General features: G+C 61.0%; 28 protein-coding genes. 15 read left to right on the forward strand and 13 right to left on the reverse strand.

The features are described from left to right. Window positions 1-42: 42 nt before the first annotated feature. Window positions 43-2,553, reverse strand: a complete 2,511-nt coding sequence (locus tag BM110_RS25775) for an ABC transporter permease (RefSeq protein ID WP_093514407.1) — start codon at window positions 2,551-2,553, stop codon at window positions 43-45. After that, complete coding sequence (locus tag BM110_RS25780; RefSeq protein WP_059397119.1) at window positions 2,553-3,236, reverse strand: ABC transporter ATP-binding protein; 684 nt, start codon at window positions 3,234-3,236, stop codon at window positions 2,553-2,555. The genes BM110_RS25775 and BM110_RS25780 overlap by 1 nt, the downstream gene beginning before the upstream one ends. Before the next feature lie 10 nt (window positions 3,237-3,246). On the opposite strand from BM110_RS25780, the gene BM110_RS25785 reads away from it, so the two are divergent. The 3 genes from BM110_RS25785 (at window position 3,247) to BM110_RS25795 (ending at window position 5,245) form a co-directional block, all read left to right on the forward strand. Beyond that, window positions 3,247-3,852 carry an arylesterase gene (locus BM110_RS25785; RefSeq protein ID WP_092247678.1) on the forward strand — a complete coding sequence of 202 codons (606 nt, stop codon included), beginning with the start codon at window positions 3,247-3,249 and terminating at the stop codon, window positions 3,850-3,852. Between the two features lie 58 nt (window positions 3,853-3,910). Next, window positions 3,911-4,204, forward strand: coding sequence for a hypothetical protein (locus BM110_RS25790; RefSeq protein WP_010211879.1), 294 nt, complete (start codon window positions 3,911-3,913; stop codon window positions 4,202-4,204). A gap of 72 nt (window positions 4,205-4,276) precedes the next feature. Then, a complete protein-coding gene (locus tag BM110_RS25795; protein WP_092247681.1) occupies window positions 4,277-5,245 on the forward strand; it encodes a L,D-transpeptidase family protein in 969 nt (322 codons plus the stop codon). Between the two features lie 134 nt (window positions 5,246-5,379). Here the strand turns inward: BM110_RS25795 and oprI are convergent, their stop codons facing one another. Continuing rightward, entirely contained in the window at window positions 5,380-5,631 is a 252-nt protein-coding gene (oprI, locus tag BM110_RS25800; RefSeq protein ID WP_003172710.1) for an outer membrane lipoprotei OprI, read from the reverse strand. 610 nt (window positions 5,632-6,241) lie between these two features. Between oprI and BM110_RS25805 the strand changes: the two genes are divergently transcribed. Beyond that, a complete protein-coding gene (locus tag BM110_RS25805; RefSeq protein WP_003189869.1) occupies window positions 6,242-6,523 on the forward strand; it encodes a GNAT family N-acetyltransferase in 282 nt (93 codons plus the stop codon). A 65-nt stretch (window positions 6,524-6,588) separates the two neighbouring features. Here the strand turns inward: BM110_RS25805 and BM110_RS25810 are convergent, their stop codons facing one another. Both BM110_RS25810 and BM110_RS25815 read right to left on the reverse strand, forming a co-directional pair. After that, window positions 6,589-7,665, reverse strand: a complete 1,077-nt coding sequence (locus BM110_RS25810; protein ID WP_058427976.1) for a 3-deoxy-7-phosphoheptulonate synthase — start codon at window positions 7,663-7,665, stop codon at window positions 6,589-6,591. A 131-nt stretch (window positions 7,666-7,796) separates the two neighbouring features. After that, a complete protein-coding gene (locus tag BM110_RS25815) occupies window positions 7,797-8,231 on the reverse strand; it encodes a PilZ domain-containing protein (RefSeq protein ID WP_093514408.1) in 435 nt (144 codons plus the stop codon). On the opposite strand from BM110_RS25815, the gene BM110_RS25820 reads away from it, so the two are divergent. The 5 genes from BM110_RS25820 (at window position 8,230) to cysB (ending at window position 12,127) form a co-directional block, all read left to right on the forward strand. Further along, window positions 8,230-8,616 (forward strand): YbbN family protein, encoded by a 387-nt coding sequence (locus tag BM110_RS25820; RefSeq protein WP_092247687.1) that lies wholly within the window; start codon window positions 8,230-8,232, stop codon window positions 8,614-8,616. The two genes, BM110_RS25815 and BM110_RS25820, sit on opposite strands and share 2 nt — an antisense overlap. Further along, complete coding sequence (locus BM110_RS25825) at window positions 8,613-9,575, forward strand: putative 2-dehydropantoate 2-reductase (RefSeq protein ID WP_092247690.1); 963 nt, start codon at window positions 8,613-8,615, stop codon at window positions 9,573-9,575. Before BM110_RS25820 ends, BM110_RS25825 begins: the two co-directional genes overlap by 4 nt. A 15-nt stretch (window positions 9,576-9,590) precedes the next feature. Then, window positions 9,591-10,496: a 5'-nucleotidase gene (locus tag BM110_RS25830; protein WP_071488528.1), complete on the forward strand. Its 906-nt coding sequence runs from the start codon at window positions 9,591-9,593 to the stop codon at window positions 10,494-10,496. Window positions 10,497-10,548: 52 nt separating this feature from the next. Then, window positions 10,549-11,049, forward strand: a complete 501-nt coding sequence (locus BM110_RS25835; protein WP_071488527.1) for a universal stress protein — start codon at window positions 10,549-10,551, stop codon at window positions 11,047-11,049. A 103-nt stretch (window positions 11,050-11,152) separates the two neighbouring features. Further along, the gene (gene cysB / locus BM110_RS25840; protein ID WP_012722988.1) at window positions 11,153-12,127 is read left to right on the forward strand and encodes an HTH-type transcriptional regulator CysB; all 975 of its coding nucleotides are present in this window, start codon (window positions 11,153-11,155) and stop codon (window positions 12,125-12,127) included. A 9-nt stretch (window positions 12,128-12,136) separates the two neighbouring features. Here the strand turns inward: cysB and BM110_RS25845 are convergent, their stop codons facing one another. Together BM110_RS25845 and BM110_RS25850 are read right to left on the reverse strand one after the other, a co-directional pair. After that, window positions 12,137-12,619 carry a GreA/GreB family elongation factor gene (locus BM110_RS25845; protein WP_093123384.1) on the reverse strand — a complete coding sequence of 161 codons (483 nt, stop codon included), beginning with the start codon at window positions 12,617-12,619 and terminating at the stop codon, window positions 12,137-12,139. Window positions 12,620-12,624: 5 nt separating this feature from the next. Next, the gene (locus BM110_RS25850) at window positions 12,625-12,993 is read right to left on the reverse strand and encodes a hypothetical protein (RefSeq protein ID WP_092247693.1); all 369 of its coding nucleotides are present in this window, start codon (window positions 12,991-12,993) and stop codon (window positions 12,625-12,627) included. Window positions 12,994-13,125: 132 nt separating this feature from the next. On the opposite strand from BM110_RS25850, the gene earP reads away from it, so the two are divergent. Together earP and BM110_RS25860 are read left to right on the forward strand one after the other, a co-directional pair. Beyond that, entirely contained in the window at window positions 13,126-14,259 is a 1,134-nt protein-coding gene (gene earP, locus BM110_RS25855; protein WP_093514409.1) for an elongation factor P maturation arginine rhamnosyltransferase EarP, read from the forward strand. 49 nt (window positions 14,260-14,308) lie between these two features. Continuing rightward, on the forward strand, window positions 14,309-14,881 hold the full coding sequence (locus BM110_RS25860; RefSeq protein ID WP_003172723.1) for an elongation factor P: 573 nt from the start codon (window positions 14,309-14,311) through the stop codon (window positions 14,879-14,881). A 65-nt stretch (window positions 14,882-14,946) separates the two neighbouring features. Here BM110_RS25860 and BM110_RS25865 read toward each other — a convergent pair whose 3' ends face one another. The 4 genes from BM110_RS25865 to BM110_RS25880 form a co-directional block, all read right to left on the reverse strand. Then, window positions 14,947-15,963: an alpha/beta hydrolase gene (locus tag BM110_RS25865; RefSeq protein ID WP_092247699.1), complete on the reverse strand. Its 1,017-nt coding sequence runs from the start codon at window positions 15,961-15,963 to the stop codon at window positions 14,947-14,949. A 28-nt stretch (window positions 15,964-15,991) separates the two neighbouring features. Beyond that, window positions 15,992-16,411, reverse strand: coding sequence for an organic hydroperoxide resistance protein (locus BM110_RS25870; RefSeq protein WP_092247702.1), 420 nt, complete (start codon window positions 16,409-16,411; stop codon window positions 15,992-15,994). A 141-nt stretch (window positions 16,412-16,552) separates the two neighbouring features. Beyond that, the gene (locus BM110_RS25875) at window positions 16,553-17,005 is read right to left on the reverse strand and encodes a MarR family winged helix-turn-helix transcriptional regulator (RefSeq protein WP_071488522.1); all 453 of its coding nucleotides are present in this window, start codon (window positions 17,003-17,005) and stop codon (window positions 16,553-16,555) included. Window positions 17,006-17,085: 80 nt separating this feature from the next. Then, the gene (locus tag BM110_RS25880; RefSeq protein WP_071488521.1) at window positions 17,086-18,036 is read right to left on the reverse strand and encodes a LysR family transcriptional regulator; all 951 of its coding nucleotides are present in this window, start codon (window positions 18,034-18,036) and stop codon (window positions 17,086-17,088) included. Between the two features lie 109 nt (window positions 18,037-18,145). On the opposite strand from BM110_RS25880, the gene BM110_RS25885 reads away from it, so the two are divergent. Then, the gene (locus BM110_RS25885; protein ID WP_071488520.1) at window positions 18,146-18,895 is read left to right on the forward strand and encodes a sulfite exporter TauE/SafE family protein; all 750 of its coding nucleotides are present in this window, start codon (window positions 18,146-18,148) and stop codon (window positions 18,893-18,895) included. Here BM110_RS25885 and BM110_RS25890 read toward each other — a convergent pair. Beyond that, a complete protein-coding gene (locus tag BM110_RS25890; protein ID WP_071488519.1) occupies window positions 18,885-19,766 on the reverse strand; it encodes a LysR substrate-binding domain-containing protein in 882 nt (293 codons plus the stop codon). The two genes, BM110_RS25885 and BM110_RS25890, sit on opposite strands and share 11 nt — an antisense overlap. A 70-nt stretch (window positions 19,767-19,836) precedes the next feature. Between BM110_RS25890 and BM110_RS25895 the strand changes: the two genes are divergently transcribed. Further along, a complete protein-coding gene (locus BM110_RS25895; RefSeq protein WP_256572969.1) occupies window positions 19,837-20,043 on the forward strand; it encodes a DUF1127 domain-containing protein in 207 nt (68 codons plus the stop codon). Window positions 20,044-20,088: 45 nt separating this feature from the next. After that, window positions 20,089-21,354 (forward strand): winged helix-turn-helix domain-containing protein, encoded by a 1,266-nt coding sequence (locus BM110_RS25900; protein ID WP_093514410.1) that lies wholly within the window; start codon window positions 20,089-20,091, stop codon window positions 21,352-21,354. Window positions 21,355-21,421: 67 nt separating this feature from the next. Here the strand turns inward: BM110_RS25900 and BM110_RS25905 are convergent, their stop codons facing one another. Then, window positions 21,422-22,768: a class II 3-deoxy-7-phosphoheptulonate synthase gene (locus BM110_RS25905; RefSeq protein ID WP_071488516.1), complete on the reverse strand. Its 1,347-nt coding sequence runs from the start codon at window positions 22,766-22,768 to the stop codon at window positions 21,422-21,424. A 124-nt stretch (window positions 22,769-22,892) separates the two neighbouring features. Here BM110_RS25905 and BM110_RS25910 point away from each other — a divergent pair, with 124 nt between their 5' ends. Next, window positions 22,893-23,648 (forward strand): spermidine synthase, encoded by a 756-nt coding sequence (locus tag BM110_RS25910; protein ID WP_092247711.1) that lies wholly within the window; start codon window positions 22,893-22,895, stop codon window positions 23,646-23,648. Window positions 23,649-23,721: the final 73 nt, after the last annotated feature.

Genomic DNA, 23,721 nt, shown 5'->3' on the forward strand with positions numbered 1-23,721 from the left:
AAATGGGCCCGTATTCTGTAAGGAATCCGGGCCCATCGCATTTCAACCTTCGCGCAACACCGTCAACGGGCTGGCATTCAGCGCGCGGCGGGTGCCAAACACACCGGCACCGCCGATCAGCACGGCACCGATCACCGGTAGCAGCAACAGCCACGGGTGAGGGTGCCAGGCCAGGTCAAATGCGTAGCGGTACAGCACGAACGTCACCAGCTCCGTGCCCAGCGCCGCCAGCAACCCACTGACGGCACCCAGCAAACCGAACTCGATGCGCCTGGCCTTGACCAGCAGCTTGCGTTCGGCGCCTAACGCACGCAGCAGCGCGCCTTGGCGAATGCGTTCATCCAGGGTGGCTTGCAGGCCTGAGAACAACACCGCCATCCCTGCCGCCAGTACAAACAGCAACACGTACTCCACCGCCAGGGTCACTTGGGCGAGGATGCTGCGCAATTGCTCCAGCAACGCCTCGACTTGCAGGATGGTTACCGCCGGGAACGCTCGGGACAGGTCGACGATCTGCTGGTCATACCCGGGCGCCAGATAGAAGCTGGTCAGGTAGGTGGCCGGCAGGTCCTTCAAGGTACCCGGTTGGAAGATCATGAAGAAGTTGGGCTGGAAGTTATCCCAGTTGATGGTGCGCAGGCTGGTGACCCGCGCTTCTCGATTCTCTCCGCCCACGGTGAAGACCAGGTGGTCGTCGAGCTTGAGTTTGAGGCTTTCCGCTACCTTGGCTTCGACGGAGACACCCGGGATTTCATCGGCAGGTTGCGCCGACCACCACGAGCCCGCCGTCAGGGCGTTGCCTGGTGGCAGGTCGGCGGCCCAGGTCAGGCTCAGGTCGCGTTGCACCGCACGGTCGCCGCTGGAGTCCTTGCTGACGATTTCCTGTACCGGTTCGCCATTGATACTGATCAGGCGCCCCGGCACCACCGGGTACAGCGGTGCGGATTGCGCCTGCAGTTCCAGCAGGCGGGCGCCAAAGGCATCCTTGTCGGCCGGCAGGATGTTCAAGGCGAAATAGTTCGGTGCGTCCTTGGGCAGCTGGTTTTGCCAGGTGTCGAGCAACTCGCCGCGCAACAGTGCGATCAAACCCATGGACAGCAGGATCAAGCCAAACGCCAGGGATTGACCGGCCGCCGCCAGTGGGTGACGCAGGAGTTGGCCCAGACCCAGGCGCCACGGCAGGGAGGCGCGGGCCAGCAGTCGCCGCAGGCTTTGCAGCAAGAGCAGGAGCAAGCCACCGAGTACCAGTGCCGCAACCACTCCGCCACCGAGCAGGGCGAAGGTCAGCACCAGGTCGAGGCTCAGGCGCCACATGATCAGGCCCAAGGCGAACAACGCTGCGCCATAGACCATCCAGGTGCTGGAAGGGATCGGCAGCAGGTCACGGCGCAATACCCGCAGCGGTGGCACTCGACCCAATGCGGCCAGCGGGGGCAGGGCGAAGCCGGCGAGGGCGACCAACCCGGTGCCGATCCCGGCAACCGCCGGTAGCAGCCCGCCGGGTGGAACGTCCGCGGGTAACAGGTCGTGGAGAAAGTAGAACAGGCCAAACTGCGCCAGCCAGCCAAGCAGGGCGCCGACCAGGCTGGCGAAAAACCCCAGGACGCTCAGTTGCAGGCTGAACAGCAACATGGCTTCACGTCGTGACAAGCCCAGGCAGCGCAGTAATGCACTGGCGTCGAAACGTCGCGTGGCAAAGCGATTGGCCGACAGCGCCACCGCCACACCCGCCAGCAATACGGCGACCAGGCTGGCCATGTTCAGGTAGCGTTCTGCCTTGCCCAGGGCGCCGCCGATCTGCTGGTTGCCGTCCCGTGAATCCTGCAGGCGCTGGTTGGCGGCGAGCCCCGGCTTGACCAGATCGCGATAGGTTTGCAGCACTGAGCTGCCCTGTGGCCCGCGCCACAGTTCGCGGTAGCTGACGCGGCTGCCGGGTTGCACCACACCGGTGGCGTCCAGGTCCGCCAGGTTGATCATCACCCTGGGCGTGAGGCTGTAGAAGTTGCCGGCGCGGTCCGGCTCATAGGTGAGCACGCGGGCCAGGCGCAAGGTCTTCATGCCCACATCGATGCTGTCGCCGACCTTGAGGTCCAGCGCCGTCAGCAGCCGCGCCTCCACCCAGGCTTCACCGGGCTTCGGGCCGCCTCCAGGGGTTTGATCGCCAAAAGGCGCGGCTGCGCTTTTCAGTTCACCGCGCAGCGGGTACTGCTCGTTGACCGCCTTGATGCTGGAGAGCTGGATGCCGTTATCGGTGGCAATGACGCTGGAAAACTCCACGACGCGGGCGTGGTCCAGGCCCAGTTCGGTGCCGGACCGAATCTGCTCGGGGCGGGCTGGCGAGCTGCCTTCAAGCACCAGGTCGGCGCCGAGGAATTCGGTGGCGCGCAACAACATCGCACCGTTGAGGCGCGCGCCGAAGTAACCGATGGCGGTGCTGGCGGCCACGGCCACCAACAAGGCGAAGAACAATACGTGCAATTCACCGGCGCGGGCATCGCGCAGTAATTGGCGCATTGCCAGGCTGAACAGGCGCAACAGCGGCAAACGTGCCATCAAGGCTCCAGGGGCGCGACCATCAGGCCGGCTTCAAGACGGATCAGGCGTCGGCAACGGTGGGCCAGGCGCTCATCGTGGGTGACCAGCACCAGGGTCGTGCCGCTCTCCTTATTGAGTTCGAACAGCAGGTCGCTGATGCGCTCGCCGGTGTGGCTGTCGAGGTTACCGGTGGGTTCATCGGCAAACAGCACGTCCGGTTCGGCGGCAAAGGCGCGGGCAATCGCCACCCGTTGCTGTTCGCCACCGGAGAGTTGGCGTGGCGAATGGGTCAGGCGTTGGCCCAGGCCTACGCGCTCGAGCAGGTGCCTGGCCCGTTCGCGAGCGTCTTTGCGGCCGTCCAGTTCCAGCGGCAGCATGACGTTTTCCAAGGCGTTGAGGCTGTCGAGCAATTGGAAGGACTGGAACACGAACCCTACGTGCTCGGCACGGATGCGCGCGCGCTGGTCTTCGTCGAGGGCACTGAGGGCTTGCCCGGCGAGGGTGACTTCGCCGCTGCTGGGCAGGTCGAGGCCGGCCAGCAGGCCGAGGAGGGTGGATTTGCCGGAGCCGGAGCTGCCGACGATAGCCAGGCTATCGCCCTTGTTCAGTTCCAGGCTCAGTTCGTGCAGGATAGTCAGTTCACCTTCCGCGCTGGGAACCACTTTGCTAAGGTTCCGCGCGGTGAGAATGCTTGCGCCCATGGAGAATCCGATGCGAATGTGGTTTTTGAGTGCTGGCCTGGCCTTGATGTGCATGGCCCAGAACGCAGCGGCGGGTACAGTCCTGATCGTTGGCGATAGTATCAGTGCCGGTTTCGGCCTGGATACCAGCAAAGGGTGGGTAGCCCTGCTGCAGCAACGGCTCAAGCAGGAAGGTTTCGACGATAAAGTGGTCAATGCCTCCATCAGTGGCGACACCAGTGCCGGAGGCCTGGCGCGGCTGCCGGCGGCGCTTGCAGAGCACAAGCCGGATGTGGTGGTTATTGAGTTGGGGGGCAATGATGGCCTGCGCGGGCAACCGCCTGCGCAATTGCAACAAAATCTTGCATCGATGATTGACCAGTCCAGGGCCGGTGGCGCCAAGGTGTTGTTGTTGGGGATGCAATTGCCCCCCAATTATGGCCCGCGATACACCACCGCGTTTGCCGAAGTCTATGGCGAGCTGGCCAAGCAAAAGAATGTCCCGCTGGTGCCGTTTTTCCTCGATGGTGTGGGCGGTCACCCGGAGCTGATGCAGGCCGATCAACTTCACCCGGCGGTCGGCGCCCAGGGCAAGTTGCTGGAAAATGTCTGGCCGACGTTAAAACCGCTGCTATGACGCTTTTCTACCGGCAGGCTTTCGGCTAAGGTGGCGCCCCCCCGATTTGGAGCCCCTGATGTCGCGTCCTGCCTGGTCCCTGTTTAACTACCAACTGATCGAGCCGGACGAGCAGCTGGATCTGTTCGCCTGCCAGGAAGTGCGGGTGCATCTGGTGGCACGTCAACTGGAACTGGGGGGCTCTATCGATCGCACGCTGTGCGGCACCCTGTTGCCGGCGCAACCGCGTTGGTCGCGAGTCGATCGTTCGATTTTCCAGGACCAGCGCCTGTGCCCGCTGTGCCGTGCCATCCTGGAGTCCCAGAAGCGCGGCACGCCGCCGATCTGGCCGGAGCTGCGTTTCGAGTTGTAGGGGGCAGCTAGAAGCGCGCTTCACGTATACAATCGATGTTTACCTACCCGTCGTCTGCGAAGGATTTACCGGATGTTGTCGCGCCTTTCCGTCGTCACCTGCTGCCTGTCTCTCGCTGCGCTATGTGCGGCCGGTTCTGCGTCAGCTTTGCAGTTGCCCTTGCCCCCACCGGGTGAAGACATCGTCGGCCAGGTCCAGGTGATCAAGGCCAAGTACGAAGACACCTTTGCCGACCTGGGCACCACCTATGACCTGGGCTATTCGGAGATGGTCGCGGCCAACCCAGGCGTGGATGCCTGGTTGCCGGGTGCGGGTACCGAGATCGTATTGCCGACGCGTTTCATCCTGCCGCCGGGGCCGCGCGAGGGCATCGTGATCAACCTGGCGGAATACCGGCTCTATTACTACCCCAAGGGTCAGAACGTGGTCTACACGTTCCCGTTGGGAATTGGTCGTGAAGGCTGGGGTTCACCCATTGCCCATACCAGCATCATCGCCAAGACGCCAAACCCGACCTGGACCCCGCCCGCCTCGATCAAGGCCGAGCACGCCGCCAACGGCGACCCGCTGCCCAACGTGGTGCCGGCCGGCCCGGACAACCCGCTGGGGCCGTTCAAGTTCACCCTGGGCACACCGGGTTACCTGATCCACGGTTCCAACATGAAATTTGGTATCGGCACGCGTACAAGCCACGGCTGCTTCCGCATGTTCAACAACAATGTGCTGGAGATGGCCGGCATGGTGCCGGTGGGGACATCGGTGCGCATCATCAACGATGCCTACAAGTTCGGCAGCAGTGGCGGCAAGGTGTACCTTGAAGCGCATACGCCGTTGAATGATGACGGTACGCCGTCGGTGGTCGACAAGCACACTGCGGTGATCAACGCCTTGCTCAAGCGTGAAGACCTGGCCAACAATTTGCGGGTCAATTGGGATCAGGTACGTGACGTGGTCGCGGCGGAAGATGGTTTGCCGACGGAAATCGGTGTGCCCGGCGCAGCGGCGGTCGCCGCCAGCGCGCCGATCGATCTGCAGCAATAAGGCACGACATCAAACGCCCGCCAAGGCCTTGCGCCACGGCGGGCTTTTTATTGCCCGTGATCCAGGCACAAATCCCAGGCAATAAAAAAGCCGACCCATAAATGGATCGGCTTGATAACAACCCCGAGGGATTATTACTTGCGGCTAGCTTTTTCAAGCATGCGCAGAGCGCGCTCGTTAGCTTCGTCAGCAGTCTGTTGTGCCTTTTGAGCAGCAGCCAGCGCCTCATCAGCTTTACGGTAGGCTTCGTCTGCACGGGCCTGGGAGCGAGCTGCTGCGTCTTCAGTCGCAGTCAGACGAGCTTCGGTTTCTTTGGAGACGCTGCTGCAACCGGTAGCCAGAACTGCGGCCAGAGCCAGAGCAGAGAATTTCAGAACGTTGTTCATCGTGTTCCCCTTCAAGGACTTTCTATTAGATGGCTAGTATCTCAGAGTGAGCCAATAGCCGGCGTACATACTACCCATTACTTGTAGTAAGTAAACTGACGTAGCGCAAGAAGCAAAAAAAATTCTCGTGCCGAATCTATTTTGGCTAATCTTTTTGAGGTTTGTATAAAAACTGTCCAATTTTTTTAACCGGGCGCAAATCGGATCCAGGCTGAAAGGGCCGGCCCGCATGTGTTAAGCCCTGTAAACAGATGAAATTTTATATATCCACGCTGACACTTACGTTCAGCATGGCTTCGCGTTGCCCGGTATCTTTTGCGCATGTAGAGGTGACTTTAAGAGCGCCTGTTCGTCTCAAGGTTCAACTGCCGGCAATGTTCAGGCTTTCGATCATCGGTAGATCGAAGCCCTTTCTATATCCACCCGTGGCAGGGGATGACGAGTGCGCCTTGAGCAATTGCAGGATTGGTGCCTACTATTCCCTACGTGCAGGTGTGAGCGCTCAAGGTTTTCTCGTTGTCGAAACCGGCACGGGGTGGCGTAGATGTTCCTTCGCCGGAAAAACATCGGTAAGGTAGGGGTCAGAAACCAAGACCCGCGAGGAGTAGTGATGAGCGAGGCGTTGTCCATCCACCATGACCAGGCTGGTCATCAGTTCGAGACCAATGTGGACGGTCATCGTGCCTATCTGACCTATATGGACCTCGGCAAACAGACCCTGGATATCTATCGGACCTTCGTGCCCAACGCACTGCGGGGCCGTGGTATTGCGGCGGCACTGACCGAGGAAGCTTTGAAGTTTGCCGAGGAGGCGGGCTACACGGTGATCCCGTCCTGCTCCTATGTCGAACGCTACATGGAGCGCCACCAGCGTCATGCCGCGAAGTTGTAAGGCATAAACAGCATGAAAAAAACGCCGGGCTCAGCCCGGCGTTTTTGTGTGCGCTCGATACAGACTCAGGTGCGCTTGCGCTTAGGCAACACGTCCTTGAGCTTGGCGTGCATGCTGCGCAGGGTATTTTCGGTGGCGGCCCAGTCGATGCAGGCATCGGTGATCGACACACCGTACTGCAAGTCGGCCAGGTCTTTTGGAATCGCCTGGCAACCCCAGTTCAGGTGGCTTTCGACCATCAGGCCGATGATCGACTGGTTGCCTTCCAGGATCTGGTTGGCGACGTTTTCCATCACCAGCGGCTGCAGGGCCGGGTCCTTGTTGGAGTTGGCGTGGCTGCAGTCGACCATGATGTTCGGCTTGATCTTGGCCTTGTTCAGCGCTTGCTCGCACAGGGCAACACTGACCGAATCATAGTTGGGCTTGCCGTTGCCGCCGCGCAGTACTACGTGACCGTAGGCGTTGCCCTTGGTGGTGACGATGGACACGCCACCTTCCTGGTTGATACCCAGGAAACGGTGCGGGCTGGAAACCGATTGCAACGCGTTGATCGCCACAGTCAGGCCGCCGTCGGTGCCGTTCTTGAAGCCCACGGCCGAGGACAGGCCAGACGCCATTTCGCGGTGCGTCTGGGATTCAGTGGTGCGTGCGCCGATGGCCGACCAGCTGATCAGGTCCTGCAGGTACTGCGGGGAGATCGGGTCCAGGGCTTCGGTGGCGGTGGGCAGGCCCATCTCGGCCAAGTCCAGCAGTAACTTGCGACCAATGTGCAGGCCGTCCTGGATCTTGAACGAGTCGTCCAGGTACGGGTCGTTGATCAAGCCTTTCCAGCCGACCGTGGTGCGCGGTTTTTCGAAATAGACGCGCATCACCAGGTACAGGGTGTCGGACACTTCCGCCGCCAGCACCTTGAGGCGCTCGGCGTACTCGTGGGCAGCCTTGAGATCGTGGATCGAGCAAGGCCCGATGACGACGAACAGGCGGTGGTCGGTGCCATCGAGAATGTCACGGATGACTTCGCGGCCTTTGGTGACGGTCTGCAGGGCAGCGTCGCTCAAAGGGATTTCGCGCTTGAGCTGATCGGGCGTGATCAGGGTCTCGTTGGATTCAACGTTTAGGTCATTGATCGGTAAATCAGCCATCGTGTTACTCGTCAGGGTCACGGGTGCCGGCCGCCAGCCATCCCCGTGCGGCGGAGCACAGCATGATTTGAATGCAGGGGGGAGGAACCTTAGCGCGTAACACCGGCCCGCGACAATGGGCAAAGCCCGCTTTAATCCAGTGCTGGCGCCACAAATGCCTCATGGGAGAACTCGCTGGCATGGCGCGATACCCACTCGCGGGCCAGGGCTTCGAGTTGCTGGGGTGTCGGCTCGGCGTCTTCGTGCTGGCGGCAGTAGCGTTCTATCCGGCATGCTTGCTCACCCATGCGTGCACCGAACAACGCATGTTCATCGGTGAACGAGACAGCGACGCGGTAGCCGTTTTCCACCTTGCGACACCACGCCACATAGCCTGGATAACGCGCGCTGGCACCCAGGGACGGGATATGCAGATCAACCGCCGTGCCTTCGCGCCAGGAGCGTGGCCAATGGCAGGCGATGCCGCCCAGGCCGATCGTGTGCAGGCGTTGGCGGGGGATAGCGGGAGAGGGACGTTGGATTAACTCGACAGCGACATCATCAGGGTGAGGTAAAAAACGACCCATGTACACGGACTCCGAGCACCGTCCAATTGACGGCGGTGGCAGCAGTATAGTGAAGGAACTGGAATTGACCGACCTGGATATTGACCAGCAATTGCTGGGATTGCCAGGTATTTCTCTGGTGATCTTTACCAGCGCAGGGTGTTCCAGTTGCCGCTGGGCACGCCAGCAAATGCCGGGCTGGTCGTTACCGGTGGACCGGTTGTGCTGGGTGGACGCCGGGCACAACGGTGGTGCGGTCGAGCGCTACCAGATCTTTCATTTGCCGGCGCTGTTCGTGGTGTGCGAGGGTCAATTCCTCGGGCAAATACAGACACGTCTTACGCGTGATGACGTTTTCGATGCCGTAAAACAGGCACTCACCCGTTCACCTGAGGATTTGCCATGACAGCAGTTAACCTCCAGTCACCCCGCATCGGCATTATCGGCACCGGTGCCATTGGTGGTTTCTACGGACTGATGCTGGCGCGTGCCGGTTTCGATGTGCACTTTCTGTTGCGCAGTGAATACGCGGCGGTCAGCGAGCACGGCCTGCACTTGAACAGCACCGTGCACGGCGTATTGCATCTGCATCCCGTGCAGGCTTATGCCCGCGCTGCCGATATGCCGCCGTGCGACTGGCTGCTGGTGGGCACCAAGTCGACCGGTAACGTCGAATTGGCCCCGACCCTCGCCCAGGTGGCGGCGCCGGATGCCAAGGTGGTGTTGCTGCAAAACGGCCTCGATGTGGAAGATTGCCTGCGTGAACACTTGCCAGCATCGCTGCACTTGCTGGGTGGCCTGTGTTATATCGGCGTGCACCGTTCGGGTCCGGGCGTTATCGAGCACCAGGCGCTGGGGCGGGTCAACCTGGGGTATCACAGTGGTACGGCGGCCAACGATGACGCCCTCCAGAAAGCGATTGTCGAAGCGGGCGCCGCGTTGTTTCACCAGGCGGGTATCGAGTCCCAGGCCATGGCCAATGTGCATCTGGCGCGCTGGCACAAGCTGGTGTGGAACGTGCCCTATAACGGCCTGTCCGTGTTATTGGGCGCGGGGACCACGGCGATGATGGCGGACGAATCCAGCCGCGAACTGATCCAGGCGCTGATGGCCGAAGTGGTGCAGGGCGCCCACGCCTGTGGTCATGAGATTCCCAAAAGCTACGCCGAACAGATGTTTACCCTGACTGAAACCATGGACGATTACCTGCCGAGCATGTACCACGACCACGTGCACAAACGCCCGCTGGAACTGGCGGCGATCTACGCCCGCCCACTTGCTGCGGCCAGGGCTGCCGGCTGTGAGCTGCCACGGATGCAGGCGCTGTATCAGGCCTTGAGTTTTATTGATCGGCGTAACCGCTGAGCAGGGGGGCATACCATGGCAAAGGGATTGGGCGACAAACTGGTGCTGGCGATTTCGTCGCGGGCACTGTTCGACCTGAGTGACAGCCACAAGATCTACCTCGCCCAAGGCGTCGAGGCGTACCGCAAGTACCAGATCGAGCACGAAGAAGAAATCCTCGAACCCGGCGATGCATTTCCGCTGGTCAAGAAACTGCTGAGCCTGAACGCCAGCCTGGGCCGTGCGCGGGTTGAGGTGGTGCTGGTGTCGCGTAACAGCGCTGACACCGGCTTGCGCGTGTTCAATTCGATCCAGCATTACGGCCTGGATATTTCCCGCGCCGCTTTCGTAGGCGGGCGTAGTCCTTATCCTTATCTGGCGGCGTTTGGCTGCCATCTGTTTCTTTCGACCCATGCCGAGGATGTACGCAGTGCCCTCGATGCGGGGTTCGCGGCGGCGACGATTCTGTCAGGCGGCCCGAACCGCGCTTCCAGCGAAGAACTGCGCATTGCCTTCGACGGCGACGCGGTGCTGTTTTCCGATGAGTCCGAGCGTGTGTACCAGGCCGGTGGCCTGGCCGCGTTCCAGGCCAATGAGCGGGAGGCGGCGCGCCAACCGTTGCACGGCGGTCCTTTCAAGGGATTTCTGGCGGCGCTCAACCTGTTGCAGCGTGAGTTTCCCGATGAGGCCTGCCCGATCCGCACCGCCTTGGTCACTGCCCGTTCGGCGCCGTCACACGAGCGGGTGATTCGCACCTTGCGTGAATGGGATATCCGCCTGGACGAGTCGTTGTTCCTTGGCGGCCTGGAGAAATCCGCATTCCTGGAAGCGTTTGCCGCCGACGTGTTTTTCGATGACCAGGCCGGGCATTGCGAGAAAGCCATGGAATTTGTCGCCACCGGGCACGTGCCCCATGGAATCAGTAATGAGGTGAAGATCTAGGGCGCTGCTAAGCTGATTTCATCTCCGCCATCCTGGCAGTCCAGGAGGTTCTATGATCCGTTCGATGCTGTACGCCACGGACCTCGGTCTGTACGCGCCTTATGTGATGCAACATGCGCTGGCGCTGGCCCGAACGTTCAAGGCGGACCTGTATGTGATTCATGTGGTCGAGCCCATCGGCCTGTTCGCCGAATCGGTGTTGCAGAGCTACCTTGATGAGAAGGCCCTGAGTGAATGGCAAAGCCAGGGGCTGACCACGGTCATGGCGACGATCGAACAGCGGGTGCTGGACAGTTTTCGCGAGGAATTGGAGGACGGGGAGCAAGACCTGAAGTTGATTCGCTCGGTACGGGTGATCCAGGGGGACCCCTGCGAGGTGATTCTCGACCAACTGCGCAAACTTTCCGTGGATCTGTTGATCGTAGGAAGTCATAGCCATGCAACCGCGGCGGCCACCCCGTTGGGTCGCACCGCTGCACGGGTGCTGCAGCTGTCTACGGTGCCGGTCTACCTGGTGCCTTCGTTGCAACGTCGACGCAGTGATGACGTGTGATGGATGAAAACGATAAAAAGTTCTAGATTTATCCATCAAACCTTTAATATAGTTATATACCGTCGCTGATACCCGTGGCGTCTATCTGCTTTGAGGGACACATATGAAGCTTCAACAACTGCGCTACATCTGGGAAGTGGCGCACCACGACCTCAACGTTTCCGCTACCGCTCAAAGCCTCTACACCTCGCAACCCGGTATCAGCAAGCAGATCCGCCTGCTCGAAGACGAGTTGGGCGTCGAAGTGTTCGCGCGCAGTGGCAAGCACCTCACCCGTGTCACCCCCGCCGGTGAGCGCATCATCACCACCGCCGGCGAGATCCTGCGCAAAGTCGAAAGCATCAAGCAGATCGCCCAGGAATTCTCCAACGAGAAGAAAGGCACCCTGTCCATCGCCACCACCCACACCCAGGCGCGTTACGCGTTGCCGCCGGTGATCCGTGATTTCATCAAGCAGTACCCGGATGTGGCCCTGCACATGCACCAGGGTTCGCCGATGCAGATCGCCGAGATGGCCGCTGACGGCACCGTCGATTTCGCCATTGCCACCGAGGCCCTGGAGCTGTTCGGCGACCTGGTGATGATGCCGTGCTACCGCTGGAACCGTTGCGTGGTCGTGCCGCAAGGTCACCCACTGGCCAAGCTGCCGAAGCTGACCCTGGAAGCCCTGGCCGAATACCCGATCGTGACCTACGTGTTCGGTTTCACCGGCCGTTCCAAGCTCGACGAAGCCTTCAGCCATCGTGGCCTCACGCCGAAAGTGGTGTTCACTGCCGCCGACGCCGACGTGATCAAGACTTATGTACGCCTGGGCCTGGGCGTGGGTATCGTCGCCAAGATGGCGGTCGACACGGCCCTCGACAAAGACCTGGTGGTGCTCGATGCCAGCGAGCTGTTCGAGTCCAGCGTGACCAAGATCGGCTTCCGTCGTGGCACCTTCCTGCGTGGCTTCATGTGCGATTTCATCGAGAAGTTTGCGCCGCACCTGACCCGCGAAGTCATGGCCAAGGCGATCCAGTGCCACAACAAGCAGGAGCTGGAAGAGCTGTTCGACGGCGTTGAATTGCCCGTCCATTAAGCCAGCGGTTTATTTGGCCTCGGTAACCGTAAAATGTTGCCGGGCGCCTGCCACCAGAATCTCCACCTCATCGCCTTCGAACTTGCCCAGCAGGCTTTTGCCCAGTGGTGAGCGCGGGGTGATGACGGTCACCGGTTGTCCAACCACGTCCACCTTTAAACCGGCCGCATCCGGTGCCAGGAACAGCCATTGCTGGCGACCGTTCTCGTCTTCCAGGCCCAGCAGGGCGCCGACTTCTATGCCGCGCTGATCATCGAAGGCACGTAATGGCATGTTCTGGCACAGCGCCAACGCCTGCCTGATCTCCTCGACGCGCTTGGCTTGCCCGGCCGCCAGATAGGACGCCTCCAGCCCCAGGGTGTCGTATTTGTTTTCAGCGATGTTTTCTTCGTGGGTCGCGGTTTCGTAGGCGGTCTGCGCAGCGCGCTGTGCGATGTCGAGGTCGACGCCGAGCTTTTCCAGGATCAGCAGGTGGACGGCGTGTTTATTCATGGTCATCAATCGCAGAATTGCAGGACATTGGCCCGGGTCTTTTCGTTGGGGGCGTTCTGGTCCTGTTGCAGCCAGAACTGGCATTTGGGGTTGGACAGGTTGCGCGCGTTGTTGCGCGCCTGCTCCAGGCTCTGTTGCTGTTCCTGCTTCTGCAGGTTCTGCTGATATTGCTCGAACATGCGATTCGGCGGTTCAGGCTCCGCCACAGCAGGTTTGCCCAATTGCTGTACGGCCTGGGCCACTGGCGCCAGGCTCTGGGGAAACAGGTAGCGCGACGCCAGCCAGGTGGTCAGCACGATGGCGATAAACCCCAGCCATACGCCAGACGCAATAGCGGCACTGAGCTTGAACAGCGACAACGGACGATCAGACATGGTGCCCTCCTGGCAGGCATTGATGGCGTGGCTGCGATTGTCGCACAGCCACAGTGCAGAATAATCGCGATCAAGCCTTCTGCATCCGCGCATTTATGCGGACAATCGAACCTTTGAGCGTTGGAGCCCGGAATGAAAGCCCGCTGGGATATTTTTTGCAGCGTCGTCGACAACTTCGGCGACATCGGCGTGACCTGGCGCCTGGCCCGGCAATTGGTGGCGGAACATGCCTGTGATGTGCGCTTGTGGGTCGACGACCTGCGCGCATTCGAGCGCATGTGCCCTGAGATTGATGTGCAACTCGACCAGCAATGGCAGGAAGGTGTCGAAGTGCGTCATTGGCCGACGGAGTGGGTGGGCGCGCCTGCAGCGGATGTCGTAATCGCCGCGTTTGCCTGCCAGTTGCCACCTGAGTATATGGAGGCCATGGCCGAGCGCGAACGCACGCCGGTGTGGATGAACCTGGATTATCTCAGCGCCGAGGAATGGGTCGTCGGTTGCCACCGGCTGCCATCGGTGAAGTTCAAGGGCGTGCAGAAGTACTTCTTCTTCCCCGGATTCCGGCCTGGCACCGGCGGCCTTTTGCGTGAGGCCGGGTTGCTGGAACAGCGTCGGGCTTTTCAGCAGGATGTGAACGTGCAACAAGACTTCCTGCAAACCTTGGGTGTGTTTCCCACAGCCGGTGCGCGGCTGATCTCACTGTTTGCCTATGAGAATGCCGGGCTCGCAAGTTGGCTGGACGTGTTATCGACGGACGGGCGTGCCACTCATCTATTGGTGCCGGAGGGGCGCATTCTTGGCGATGTGCAGCGTTGGTTGGGCTTGGAGCGGCTGGTGGCGGGGGATATCCAGCAGCGGGGATCGCTGACGGTGCAGGTGATTGCGTTCGTGCGCCAGGAGCAATACGACCGCCTGCTGTGGTGCTGTGACTTCAATGCCGTACGCGGTGAAGACTCGTTCGTGCGCGCCCAGTGGGCCGGGCGACCGCTGCTGTGGCATATCTATCGACAGGACGAAGATATTCACCTCGACAAACTCGATGCCTTCCTGGAGCTGTACACCGCAGGCTTATCACCCTCGGCAAGGGCGGCGCTGATCGGGCTCTGGCAAGCCTGGAACACGGAGGGCGATATGGCCCAGCCGTGGAAAATGCTGCTGGAACATTGGCCGGAGGTCAGCCAGCACGCCGAAACGTGGTGTCTGGAACAGGGCTTGCGGGCCGATCTTGCGACGGCGCTGGTGAACTTTCATGAAAGTTGGATATGATACGCCACCTTGAATTTTGTAAATCCCATCCAAATTTCGGATATATGCAATGAAAACTGGTAAAGAACTGAAACCCGGTACAGTGATCCGTCTCGAAAACGACCCTTGGCTGGTTCAGAAAGCTGAGTTCACCAAGTCTGGTCGTAACAGCGCCATCATGAAGACCAAGCTGAAGAACCTGCTGACCGGTTACAAGACCGAGATCGTCTACAGCGCCGATGACAAACTGGACGACGTAATCCTCGACCGCAAAGAAGCGACCCTGTCCTTCATCAGCGGCGACACCTACACGTTCATGGACACCACCGACTACACCATGTACGAGCTGAACGCTGAAGATATCGAAGCTGTTCTGCCGTTCATCGAAGAAGGTATGGAAGACGTCTGCGAAGCTATTTTCTTCGAAGAGCGCCTGGTTTCCGTAGAGCTGCCGACCACCATCGTGCGTAAAGTGGCCTACACCGAAGGTTCCGCTCGCGGCGACACGTCGGGCAAGGTGATGAAGCCTGCCAAGCTGAGCAATGGTACCGAACTGCAAGTGGCCGATTTCATCGAAATCGACGACCTGATCGAGATCGATACCCGCGAAGGCGGTTCGTACAAAGGTCGCGCCAAGAAGTAATTCTGGCCCCGCCGATACGAAAAAAAGCCCGACCTTGAGTCGGGCTTTTTCGTGGGCGCTGCTTTTTACTTCAAGTGTTGCTTCAGCTCATCCGAGGCCTGGAGCAATGCGGAGCGGACTGCCGGGACTTGGCTGACCACGTTGAGCAGACCGTAGTCGTGAATCATGCCGTTGTAGCGCACGGCAGTCACCGGTACACCGGCTGCGTCCAGCTTGCGGGCGTAGGCTTCACCCTCATCCCGCAGCACATCGGCGCTGGCGGTCTGGATCAGCGCAGGCGGCAAGCCTTTGAGCTGGTCGGTGGTGGCCCGCAGCGGCGAGGCATAGACCTCGGCGCGCTGGTTGGCGTCGGTGGTGTAGTTGTCCCAGAACCACTTCATCATGTTGCGGGTCAGGAAGTGCCCTTCGGCGTACTGGTTGTAGGACGCGGTGTCGAAATTGGCGTCGGTCACCGGCCATAGCAACAATTGGAACTTGATCGCTGGCGTGCCCTTATCCTTGGCCATCAGGCTGACCACTGCCGCCATGTTGCCGCCGACGCTGTTGCCCGCGACCGCCAGGCGCTTGCCATCGACATTGATCTCTTTACCGTGCTCGGCCACCCATTTTGTGGCGCCGTAGGCCTGGTTGATCGCCACCGGGTAATGCGCTTCCGGTGAAGGCGTGTAGTTGACGAATACCGCCACCGCCCCCGAACCCACCACCAGATCCCGCACCAGGCGCTCATGGGTCGGGTAATCCCCCAGCACCCAGCCGCCACCGTGGAAGAACATGAACACAGGCAATGTGCCCTTGACCCCGGCTGGCCGCACGATGGTCAGGTCCAGCGGCTTGCCGTCGACCTGGATGGTCTTCTGGCTCACATCCGCCTTGGGCAAGGTCAGCTTCACACCGGCCTGGGCGCCGGTCAGTACGGCACGGGCGTCCTTGGGCGTCAGTTGTTCCATCGGTTTGCCGTTGCCTGCGTTCAACACATCCAGGAAGGCCTGGGTGTTGTGCTCGACTTCACCGGTCGCCGCAAAGGCGTGGGTGATGGACAAGGCGAGCAGGGTGCCGGTGAGCGCTTTACCAATTGTGTTCATTTCGTTCTCCAGGGGCGGCCGGTTTCATTTAGACGATCACGTGCAGGCGTACATCGACGTTGCCACGGGTGGCGTTGGAGTACGGGCAGACTTGGTGGGCGGCGTCGACCAGGCTTTGCGCGTCGTCCTGGGCCAGGCCGGGCAGGTTGATGTGCAGGTCGATGTCCAGGCCGAAACCGCCGGGGATCTGGCCGATGCCAACGTGGGCGGTGATCGAGGCGTCATCCGGGATTTTGCGTTTGGTCTGGCTGGCGACGAATTTCAGGGCACCGATGAAGCAGGCCGAGTAGCCGGCAGCGAACAGTTGTTCAGGGTTGGTGGCCTGGCCGCCGGCACCGCCCAGTTCTTTGGGGGTGGAGAGTTTGACGTCGAGGATGTTGTCGCTGGAAACAGCACGACCATCACGGCCGCCGGTGGCGGTAGCTACTGCGGTGTAGAGCGTTTGCATGGTGTTTTCCTCTTGGTCGTTAGCGCTAAATGTTTGCGCGCTAAGTAGTTGGTGAGGCAAATGTATAGCGCTAATGTTTAGTGCGCAAGATAAATTTATAAAATATTTTCGTGTAGCCAAAACCGATGTGGGAGGGGCGTTCTAAATTGCGTTCTGCAAGTTGCTGCGCAGTGCAATCAAATCAGCTTGTAGCTTGCGTAGTTGGTCCAATTCCAGGCCGCTGGCGCCCAGGATGCACTGCGGTATCCCCAGGGCCTTGTCCTGCAGTGCCCGCCCGGCCTCGGTCAGTTCTACAACCACGACGCGTTCATCCTCGCGGCTGCGGGTACGGCTGAGCACACCTTCGGCTTCCAGGCGCTTGAGCAGTGGGGTAAGCGAGCCCGGATCGGTCAGCAGGCGACTGCTGATTTCGCCGACGGTCAAACCATCCTCTTCCCACAACACCATCATGGCCAGGTACTGCGGGTAGGTCAGGCCAAGTGCTTGCAGCAATGGCTTGTAGACCTTGGTCATCAGCAGCGAGGTGGAGTGCAAGGCGAAGCACAGCTGGTTGTCCAGCATCAGGGATTCGCACGGATCAGGGTTCTTGCTCATGGCGGTACCTCGAAAAAGCATGTCTGGGCTGGAATCTAGCGGGCAAATCTTTAATGCGCCAGATAATTCTGACCGAATGGTTAGACCAGGCCACTCTGCAGCGCCAGATCCCAAGGCGGCACCGGGCTGAACCGGGATTTCAGATACTCCAGCAGCAATCGGCTGCGGGCATTGGGTTGCTGTTCCAGGCGCAGCGCGTAGATCCCGGTGGTCTCGGGGCTGGGCAGGCCGTCTTCGCAGAACAAGGGCAGCAGTTCGCCGCGCACCAGGTATTCGCTGGCCAGCCACGTGGGCAGGTGAGCGATACCCAGTCCTGCCAAAGCACCAGACAACAAGGCTTCAGCGTTATTGGCACTCATGCGGATGCGTTGCGGGCGATAGGTAGCGCGGCGCCCATCCAGCTCGAAGCGCCAGGCGAACGTGGGCGCCAGGCCATCCCAGTCCAACCCGTCGTGTTCGCTCAGTTCCCGAGGGTGGATCGGCGTGCCGCGGCTTTTCAGGTAGGCCGGGCTGGCGCACGCGATGCGCACGATGCTCGCCAAGGGCGTGGCGATCAACCGCGTGTCGACGAGATGCCCGGCGCGCAGCACCAGGTCCACTTTGCCCAGGTGTGCGCCCTGCATATCCACAAAGCTGTCGATCAAATGCAGGTGCACATCCAGCCCCGGGTAGACATTCAGAAAGTCCGCAATCACCGGCGCCAGATGCCGTCGCCCAAACGCTGCCGGCGCATCTACCCGGATCAGGCCTTCCGGCGCGTGGCTGAGGGACACCGCTTCGGCACGCGCCAGTTGCAGCTCGCTGACGATCCGCCGTGCCCGCTCGGCGAAGGCCAGGCCGGCCGGGGTCGGCACCACGGCATGGGTGCTGCGCTGGAACAAGCGGCTGCCCACCGAGCTTTCCAGGCTGTCGATCCGCCGTGCTACCGCCGACGGCGTCAGCGGATGGCGGCGTGCGGCGGCGGAGAAACTGCCGGTCTCCAGTACATCGAGAAACAGGCTCAGTTGATCGGTCAGAGGATTGGGGTTCATCGTAAAGTCGCTTATGCGAGATTGGCACAGCCATTGTGCGTTGCTGTGCGTTTCCGCGCCAGAGCCGACTGCGTAGCATGCAAGGCCTGGGATTGCGGAGTAACAAGCGGTGTTGGATTTAGTGATGTACCTGATCTTGGGTGCGGCCCTCGGCACGGTGGGCGGCCTGTTTGGCATTGGCGGTGGGTTGATTGCCATCCCGGTGCTGGGCGTGTTGTTCGGCCTGGACCAGCAATTGGCCCAAGGCACCGCCTTGGTGATGGTGGTGCCCAACGTGATGCTGGCGCTGTGGCGCTATCACCAGCGCAACCGTATCGAGTTGCGCCATGCGCTGCCGCTCGGCGTCATGGGGTTCACGTTTGCCTGGCTGGGTTCGATCTGGGCGGTGGGGCTGGACGCGGGTGCAATGCGCATCGGTTTTATCGCTTTTTTGCTGGCACTGTCTGCCTACAACCTGCTGCGCATGTTCACCCGCAACGCACCGCCTACGGCGCAGATGCGCTATTCCTGGCCGTGGCTTGGAGTGCTCGGTGCCGCTTCCGGGTCCATGGGCGGTTTGTTTGGCGTCGGCGGCGCAGTGGTCGCTACGCCGGTGCTGACCAGTGTGTTCGGCACGAGCCAGGTGGTTGCCCAAGGGTTGTCCCTGGCCTTGGCCTTGCCGAGCACGGGGGTGACATTGGTCACTTACGCCTGGCATCAGGAAGTGGACTGGATGATCGGTGTGCCGTTGGCCGTGGGCGGTTTGCTCAGCATCAGTTGGGGCGTGAAGGTGGCCCATGCACTGCCGGAACGTGTGCTGCGCGGTCTGTTCTGCGGCTTCCTGGTGGTGTGCGCAGTGATGTTGACCTTTAAAGTCTGAAACCTTCGAGGATGTATTCCGCCAGGCAGTCGGTGATGGGCGAATTCATCTGCGGGTTACGCAGCAAATGCAGATTCATTGACGGCAGCGGCGGGAAACCCTCGTCGCGGCCGAGTACGCGCAGGTCTTCGGTCACCAGGCTCTCCATGCTGACCATCACCGCCAGGCCTGCATTGACAACCGCCTGGATCGCCGACACGTTGGAGCTGTGGTAGGCCAGGCGATAATCGCGCCCGGCCGCGTCCAGTGCCGAGCGTGCCCACTGGGTATAAAGGCAATCGGCGCCGGACATCGCCAGCGGCAGGGCGTCGTGCTCGTCGGCGCAGAAGCACGGCGCCGCTGCCCACACCATGCGCTCCGTGCGCAACAGTTCACCGATCTCATTGCCCGGCTCACGACTGACAACGGTCAGTGCCAAATCCCGACGCTGCATCAATACCGTCGACGCCTCGCAGTGCATCTCGATCTGGATCAGCGGGTACGCCTTGGAGAACTGCTTGAGAATGCCCGGCAGGAACCGCATCACGTAGTCGTCCGGCGTGCCGATGCGCACCAACCCGACCATGTGCGGCTCGCGCAGGGTGTTGAACACCTCGCTGTGCAGTTTCAGGATACGCCGCGCATAGCCCAGCAATACCTGGCCCTCAGGCGTCAGCCGCACCTGCCGGCCATCGCGCTCGAACAGCTTGCGCTGCAATACGTCCTCTTCCAGGCGCTTCATCTGCATGCTCACCGCCGATTGAGTGCGGTTGACCAGCTCGCCGGCGCGGGTAAAGCCGCCCTGGTCGGCGATGGCGACGAAGGTGCGCAGCACCTCAGTGTCGATGCTTGGGTAGCCGGACAATTGATCAATCTCCGAGATGTATTGCATAAGAAACATTCGTTGGATTGATCTTAAGCCCACGCACACACTTGCGCCATCCCCACTGGAGGGCGAGAAGATGAAAGGTCAAAGAGGTTTTGTATTACTGGCGAAACGTCCGTTTACCGGGCTGCTTCACAAGATTGTCCGTTGGCAGACGCTGCATGAGGAGCGCCAGATGCTGGCGACCTTGAGCGATGATGCGCTCAAGGACATCGGCCTCAATCGCGGCGACGTGGAGCAGGAGCTCCACCTGCATTTCTGGCAAGATCCGCTGCGAAAATGATCGCGGATGCAGTAGGGTAGTCGGCGAGCCCCCACGGAGAAACCCATGCCCGCCGACCAGTCGTTTTCACTCAAGCAAGCTCGACGCATGGCGCTGGCGGCCCAGGGTTTTTCCGGGCGCCAGGCGCCTGCACTGATCAAGGCTGCGCACCTCAACCGTATGATCGAGCGCCTGGGCGTGCTGCAGATCGATTCGGTCAATGCGGTGGTGCGCTCCCATTACCTGCCGCTGTTTTCCCGTCTGGGTCACTATTCCCCGTTGTTGCTCGAACAGGCTGCCTGGAGCCAGGGGCGGCGGCGTTCTCTGTTCGAATACTGGGGGCATGAGGCGTCGCTCCTGCCGATGGCATTGTTCCCGTTGATGCGCTGGCGCATGGAGCGGGCCAGGCAAGGGCAGGGCATTTATTCGCAGATGGCGCGTTTTGGGCGTGAGCAACAGGCCACGATTCAACGTGTACTGCACACTGTTGAGCAGCAGGGCGCGCTGGGTGCCGGCAGCTTGTCGACCCGCGAGGAACGCGCCGGCCCATGGTGGGACTGGAGCGACGAAAAGCACGCGTTGGAATGGCTGTTTGCTGCTGGTTTGGTCACAGTCGCCGGTCGGCGCGGGTTTGAGCGGCTCTATGATTTGCCGGAGCGGGTCATTCCCGGCGATATCCTTCAAACCACTGTGACCGAAGCCGAGGCCCAGCGTGGTTTGTTGCTGCACAGCGCCACCGCGTTGGGTGTCGGTACTGAAAAAGACCTGCGCGATTACTTCCGTCTCGACCCGGCCGACAGCCGCCATCGCCTCGCTGAACTGGTGGAGGACGGTCAACTGGTGACGTGCCAGGTACAAGGCTGGAAACAGGCGGCGTACTGCCTGCCCGATCCCAAAGTGCCGCGCAAAGTGCCGGCCAGCGCCTTGTTGTCACCGTTTGATTCGCTGGTCTGGGAGCGCAGTCGCACCGAGCGGCTGTTCGACTTCCGTTACCGGCTGGAGATCTACACCCCGCAGGACAAGCGGGTGTACGGTTACTACGTGCTGCCGTTCCTGCACAACGAGCGGATCGCCGCGCGCGTCGACCTGCGCGCCGAACGCGCCAATGGGCGCCTGGCGGTGCATGCGGTGCACGAAGAAGAGCCGGGGCTGGATGAGCAAGGGATGTTGGCGCTGGCGCAAAACCTGCGGCAAATGGCCGACTGGCTGGGGCTGGAGCAGGTGCAACTCAATTGCCAAAGGCCGAGTGCCGAGCGGCTGCGGGTGGCGATGATCAGCATGGGGGTTGGTCTTCAGGGTCTCATCGGGGGCGAGCCCCCTCCCACATTTTGATCTGTGAATACATTCAAGTGTGGGAGGGGGGCTCGCCCCCGATGAGGCCCTGAAGGCAACTGAAAACTCAGCGTTTGACTTGCTTCAAGGTCTCGGCAATCAGAAACGCCAGTTCCAGCGACTGATCGGCATTCATCCGTGGGTCGCAGTGGGTGTGATAGCGGTCCGACAAGCCATCCTCGGTGATCGGCCGTGCGCCGCCGATGCACTCGGTGACGTTCTGCCCGGTCATCTCGATGTGAATCCCGCCGGCATAGCTGCCTTCGGCCTGGTGCACCTGGAAAAACTCCTTCACCTCGCCGAGGATCTGCGCAAAGTCGCGGGTTTTGTAGCCGCTGCTGGCCTTGATGGTGTTGCCATGCATCGGGTCCGAGCTCCACAGCACCTGCTTGCCCTCGCGCTGCACGGCACGAATCAGGTGGGGCAGGTGATCGCCGACCTTGCCCGCGCCCATGCGCGCGATCAGGTTGAGGCGGCCGGGGTCGTTGTCCGGGTTGAGGATATCGATCAGGCGGATCAGGTCATCCGGGTTCATGCTCGGCCCGACCTTGACCCCGATCGGGTTGTTCACCCCGCGCAGGAACTCGACGTGAGCGCCGTCCAGTTGGCGAGTGCGATCGCCGATCCACAGCATATGGGCCGAGCAGTCGTAGTAGTCGTTGGTCAGGCTGTCACGGCGTACGAAGGCTTGTTCGTAGTTGAGCAGCAGCGCTTCGTGGGCGGTGAAGAAGCTGGTCTCGCGCAGTTGCGGCGAGCTGTCCATGCCGCAGGCGCGCATGAAGGCCAGGGTTTCGTCGATACGGTCGGCCAGTTGGCTGTATTTTTCGGCCAGCGCAGAGTTGGCGATAAAGTCCAGGTTCCACTTGTGCACCTGGTGCAGGTCGGCAAAACCGCCCTGGGCAAAGGCGCGCAGCAGGTTCAGGGTAGCGGTGGACTGGTGGTAGGACTGCAGCAGGCGGTCCGGGTCCGGCACGCGGCTTTTCTCGTCGAAACCGATGCCATTGACGATGTCGCCACGGTAGGCGGGCAGGGTGACACCGTCGATGGTTTCATCATTGGCCGAACGCGGCTTGGCGAACTGGCCCGCCATGCGCCCGACCTTGACCACCGGGCAGCCGGCGGCGAAGGTCATCACGATAGCCATTTGCAGCAGCACTTTGAACGTGTCGCGGATTTTCGCGGCGGAGAACTCGGCAAAACTCTCGGCGCAATCGCCGCCTTGCAGCAGGAACGCACGGCCCTGGGTCACCTCGGCAAACTGGCGGCGCAGTTCGCGAGCTTCTCCGGCAAACACCAGTGGCGGGTAGCTGGCCAGGTTCTGCTCCACTTGCAGCAAGTGTGCAGCGTCCGGGTACCGGGGTTGTTGCTGGATCGGCAGGGCGCGCCAGCTGTCGGGGCTCCAGGGTTGGCTCATCATGAACTCGATTGGCTGATTGACGGTGGGGCGCCAATGTTATCAGCAATTAGTGCGTGACCTGTTGCCGCCGGTTGGCCGACAATCGCGCCTTTGCCGTGCAGCAAACCCGTTAGGAGTTGTGATGACCGAGGAGCGTGTCGAGCGCCTGCTCGCCGAAGTCCATGATGAATTCGGCATGATCCGTGTGCTCGAAGTGGCCGATTACCGTTTTCTCGAGTTTGGCGATGCCATCGAGCAGAGCTGCGTGTTCACCGCTGACCCGAGCTGGCTGGAGTATGACTACACCCGTGCGATGCTGATCGGTGCGTTGTGTCATGAACAGCCTGAGAGCGCGCTGTTCCTTGGCCTGGGTGCCGGGACGTTGACGCAGGCGTGCCTCAGGTTCCTGCCGCTGGAAGATGTGGAAGCCATCGAGTTGCGCCCCGACGTGCCGCGCCTGGCCATCGAATACCTGGGGCTGGATGACGACCCGCGGTTGTATATCCGCATTGGTGATGCCCTCCAATTGCTGGAAACCGCCGAATCGGCAGACTTGATCTTCGTGGACCTCTATACGGACGTCGGTCCCGGCGTCGGGCACCTGGCCTGGACCTTCCTGGAAAACTGCCAGAAGAAACTCAATCCCGGCGGCTGGCTGGTGATCAACCAATGGGCCACCGATGACGGCAAGCCGTTGGGCGCGGCATTGTTGCGCGGGTTGTATCACCGGCATTACTGGGAGCTGCCGGTGAAGGAGGGCAACGTGATCTTGCTGGTGCCTTCGGAGTTGGATCAGGAGCTGGATATGCAAGCGTTGACGGCGCGTGCCGAGGCATTGGTGCCACGCCTGGGGTATTCGTTGCAGGCGTTGATCAAGGCGATCCGGCCGGCTACTTGATTGCCTGAACTGGCCCTTTCGCGGGCAAGCCCGCTCCCACATTTGGACTGCATTCCCCTGTTGAAATGTATTC

The sequence above is a fragment of the Pseudomonas sp. NFPP28 genome, from assembly GCF_900115535.1.
In the GTDB taxonomy this organism is placed as follows: Bacteria; Pseudomonadota; Gammaproteobacteria; order Pseudomonadales; family Pseudomonadaceae; genus Aquipseudomonas; species Aquipseudomonas extremorientalis.

Coding starts and splice junctions, on each gene's coding strand:
- BM110_RS25775 (WP_093514407.1), bottom strand. CDS start 2,553: ATGGCACGTTTGCCGCTGTTGCGCCTGTTCAGCCTGGCAATGCGCCAA.
- BM110_RS25780 (WP_059397119.1), bottom strand. CDS start 3,236: ATGGGCGCAAGCATTCTCACCGCGCGGAACCTTAGCAAAGTGGTTCCC.
- BM110_RS25785 (WP_092247678.1), top strand. CDS start 3,247: ATGCGAATGTGGTTTTTGAGTGCTGGCCTGGCCTTGATGTGCATGGCC.
- BM110_RS25790 (WP_010211879.1), top strand. CDS start 3,911: ATGTCGCGTCCTGCCTGGTCCCTGTTTAACTACCAACTGATCGAGCCG.
- BM110_RS25795 (WP_092247681.1), top strand. CDS start 4,277: ATGTTGTCGCGCCTTTCCGTCGTCACCTGCTGCCTGTCTCTCGCTGCG.
- oprI (WP_003172710.1), bottom strand. CDS start 5,631: ATGAACAACGTTCTGAAATTCTCTGCTCTGGCTCTGGCCGCAGTTCTG.
- BM110_RS25805 (WP_003189869.1), top strand. CDS start 6,242: ATGAGCGAGGCGTTGTCCATCCACCATGACCAGGCTGGTCATCAGTTC.
- BM110_RS25810 (WP_058427976.1), bottom strand. CDS start 7,665: ATGGCTGATTTACCGATCAATGACCTAAACGTTGAATCCAACGAGACC.
- BM110_RS25820 (WP_092247687.1), top strand. CDS start 8,230: ATGTACACGGACTCCGAGCACCGTCCAATTGACGGCGGTGGCAGCAGT.
- BM110_RS25815 (WP_093514408.1), bottom strand. CDS start 8,231: ATGGGTCGTTTTTTACCTCACCCTGATGATGTCGCTGTCGAGTTAATC.
- BM110_RS25825 (WP_092247690.1), top strand. CDS start 8,613: ATGACAGCAGTTAACCTCCAGTCACCCCGCATCGGCATTATCGGCACC.
- BM110_RS25830 (WP_071488528.1), top strand. CDS start 9,591: ATGGCAAAGGGATTGGGCGACAAACTGGTGCTGGCGATTTCGTCGCGG.
- BM110_RS25835 (WP_071488527.1), top strand. CDS start 10,549: ATGATCCGTTCGATGCTGTACGCCACGGACCTCGGTCTGTACGCGCCT.
- cysB (WP_012722988.1), top strand. CDS start 11,153: ATGAAGCTTCAACAACTGCGCTACATCTGGGAAGTGGCGCACCACGAC.
- BM110_RS25845 (WP_093123384.1), bottom strand. CDS start 12,619: ATGAATAAACACGCCGTCCACCTGCTGATCCTGGAAAAGCTCGGCGTC.
- BM110_RS25850 (WP_092247693.1), bottom strand. CDS start 12,993: ATGTCTGATCGTCCGTTGTCGCTGTTCAAGCTCAGTGCCGCTATTGCG.
- earP (WP_093514409.1), top strand. CDS start 13,126: ATGAAAGCCCGCTGGGATATTTTTTGCAGCGTCGTCGACAACTTCGGC.
- BM110_RS25860 (WP_003172723.1), top strand. CDS start 14,309: ATGAAAACTGGTAAAGAACTGAAACCCGGTACAGTGATCCGTCTCGAA.
- BM110_RS25865 (WP_092247699.1), bottom strand. CDS start 15,963: ATGAACACAATTGGTAAAGCGCTCACCGGCACCCTGCTCGCCTTGTCC.
- BM110_RS25870 (WP_092247702.1), bottom strand. CDS start 16,411: ATGCAAACGCTCTACACCGCAGTAGCTACCGCCACCGGCGGCCGTGAT.
- BM110_RS25875 (WP_071488522.1), bottom strand. CDS start 17,005: ATGAGCAAGAACCCTGATCCGTGCGAATCCCTGATGCTGGACAACCAG.
- BM110_RS25880 (WP_071488521.1), bottom strand. CDS start 18,036: ATGAACCCCAATCCTCTGACCGATCAACTGAGCCTGTTTCTCGATGTA.
- BM110_RS25890 (WP_071488519.1), bottom strand. CDS start 19,766: ATGCAATACATCTCGGAGATTGATCAATTGTCCGGCTACCCAAGCATC.
- BM110_RS25895 (WP_256572969.1), top strand. CDS start 19,837: ATGAAAGGTCAAAGAGGTTTTGTATTACTGGCGAAACGTCCGTTTACC.
- BM110_RS25900 (WP_093514410.1), top strand. CDS start 20,089: ATGCCCGCCGACCAGTCGTTTTCACTCAAGCAAGCTCGACGCATGGCG.
- BM110_RS25905 (WP_071488516.1), bottom strand. CDS start 22,768: ATGAGCCAACCCTGGAGCCCCGACAGCTGGCGCGCCCTGCCGATCCAG.
- BM110_RS25910 (WP_092247711.1), top strand. CDS start 22,893: ATGACCGAGGAGCGTGTCGAGCGCCTGCTCGCCGAAGTCCATGATGAA.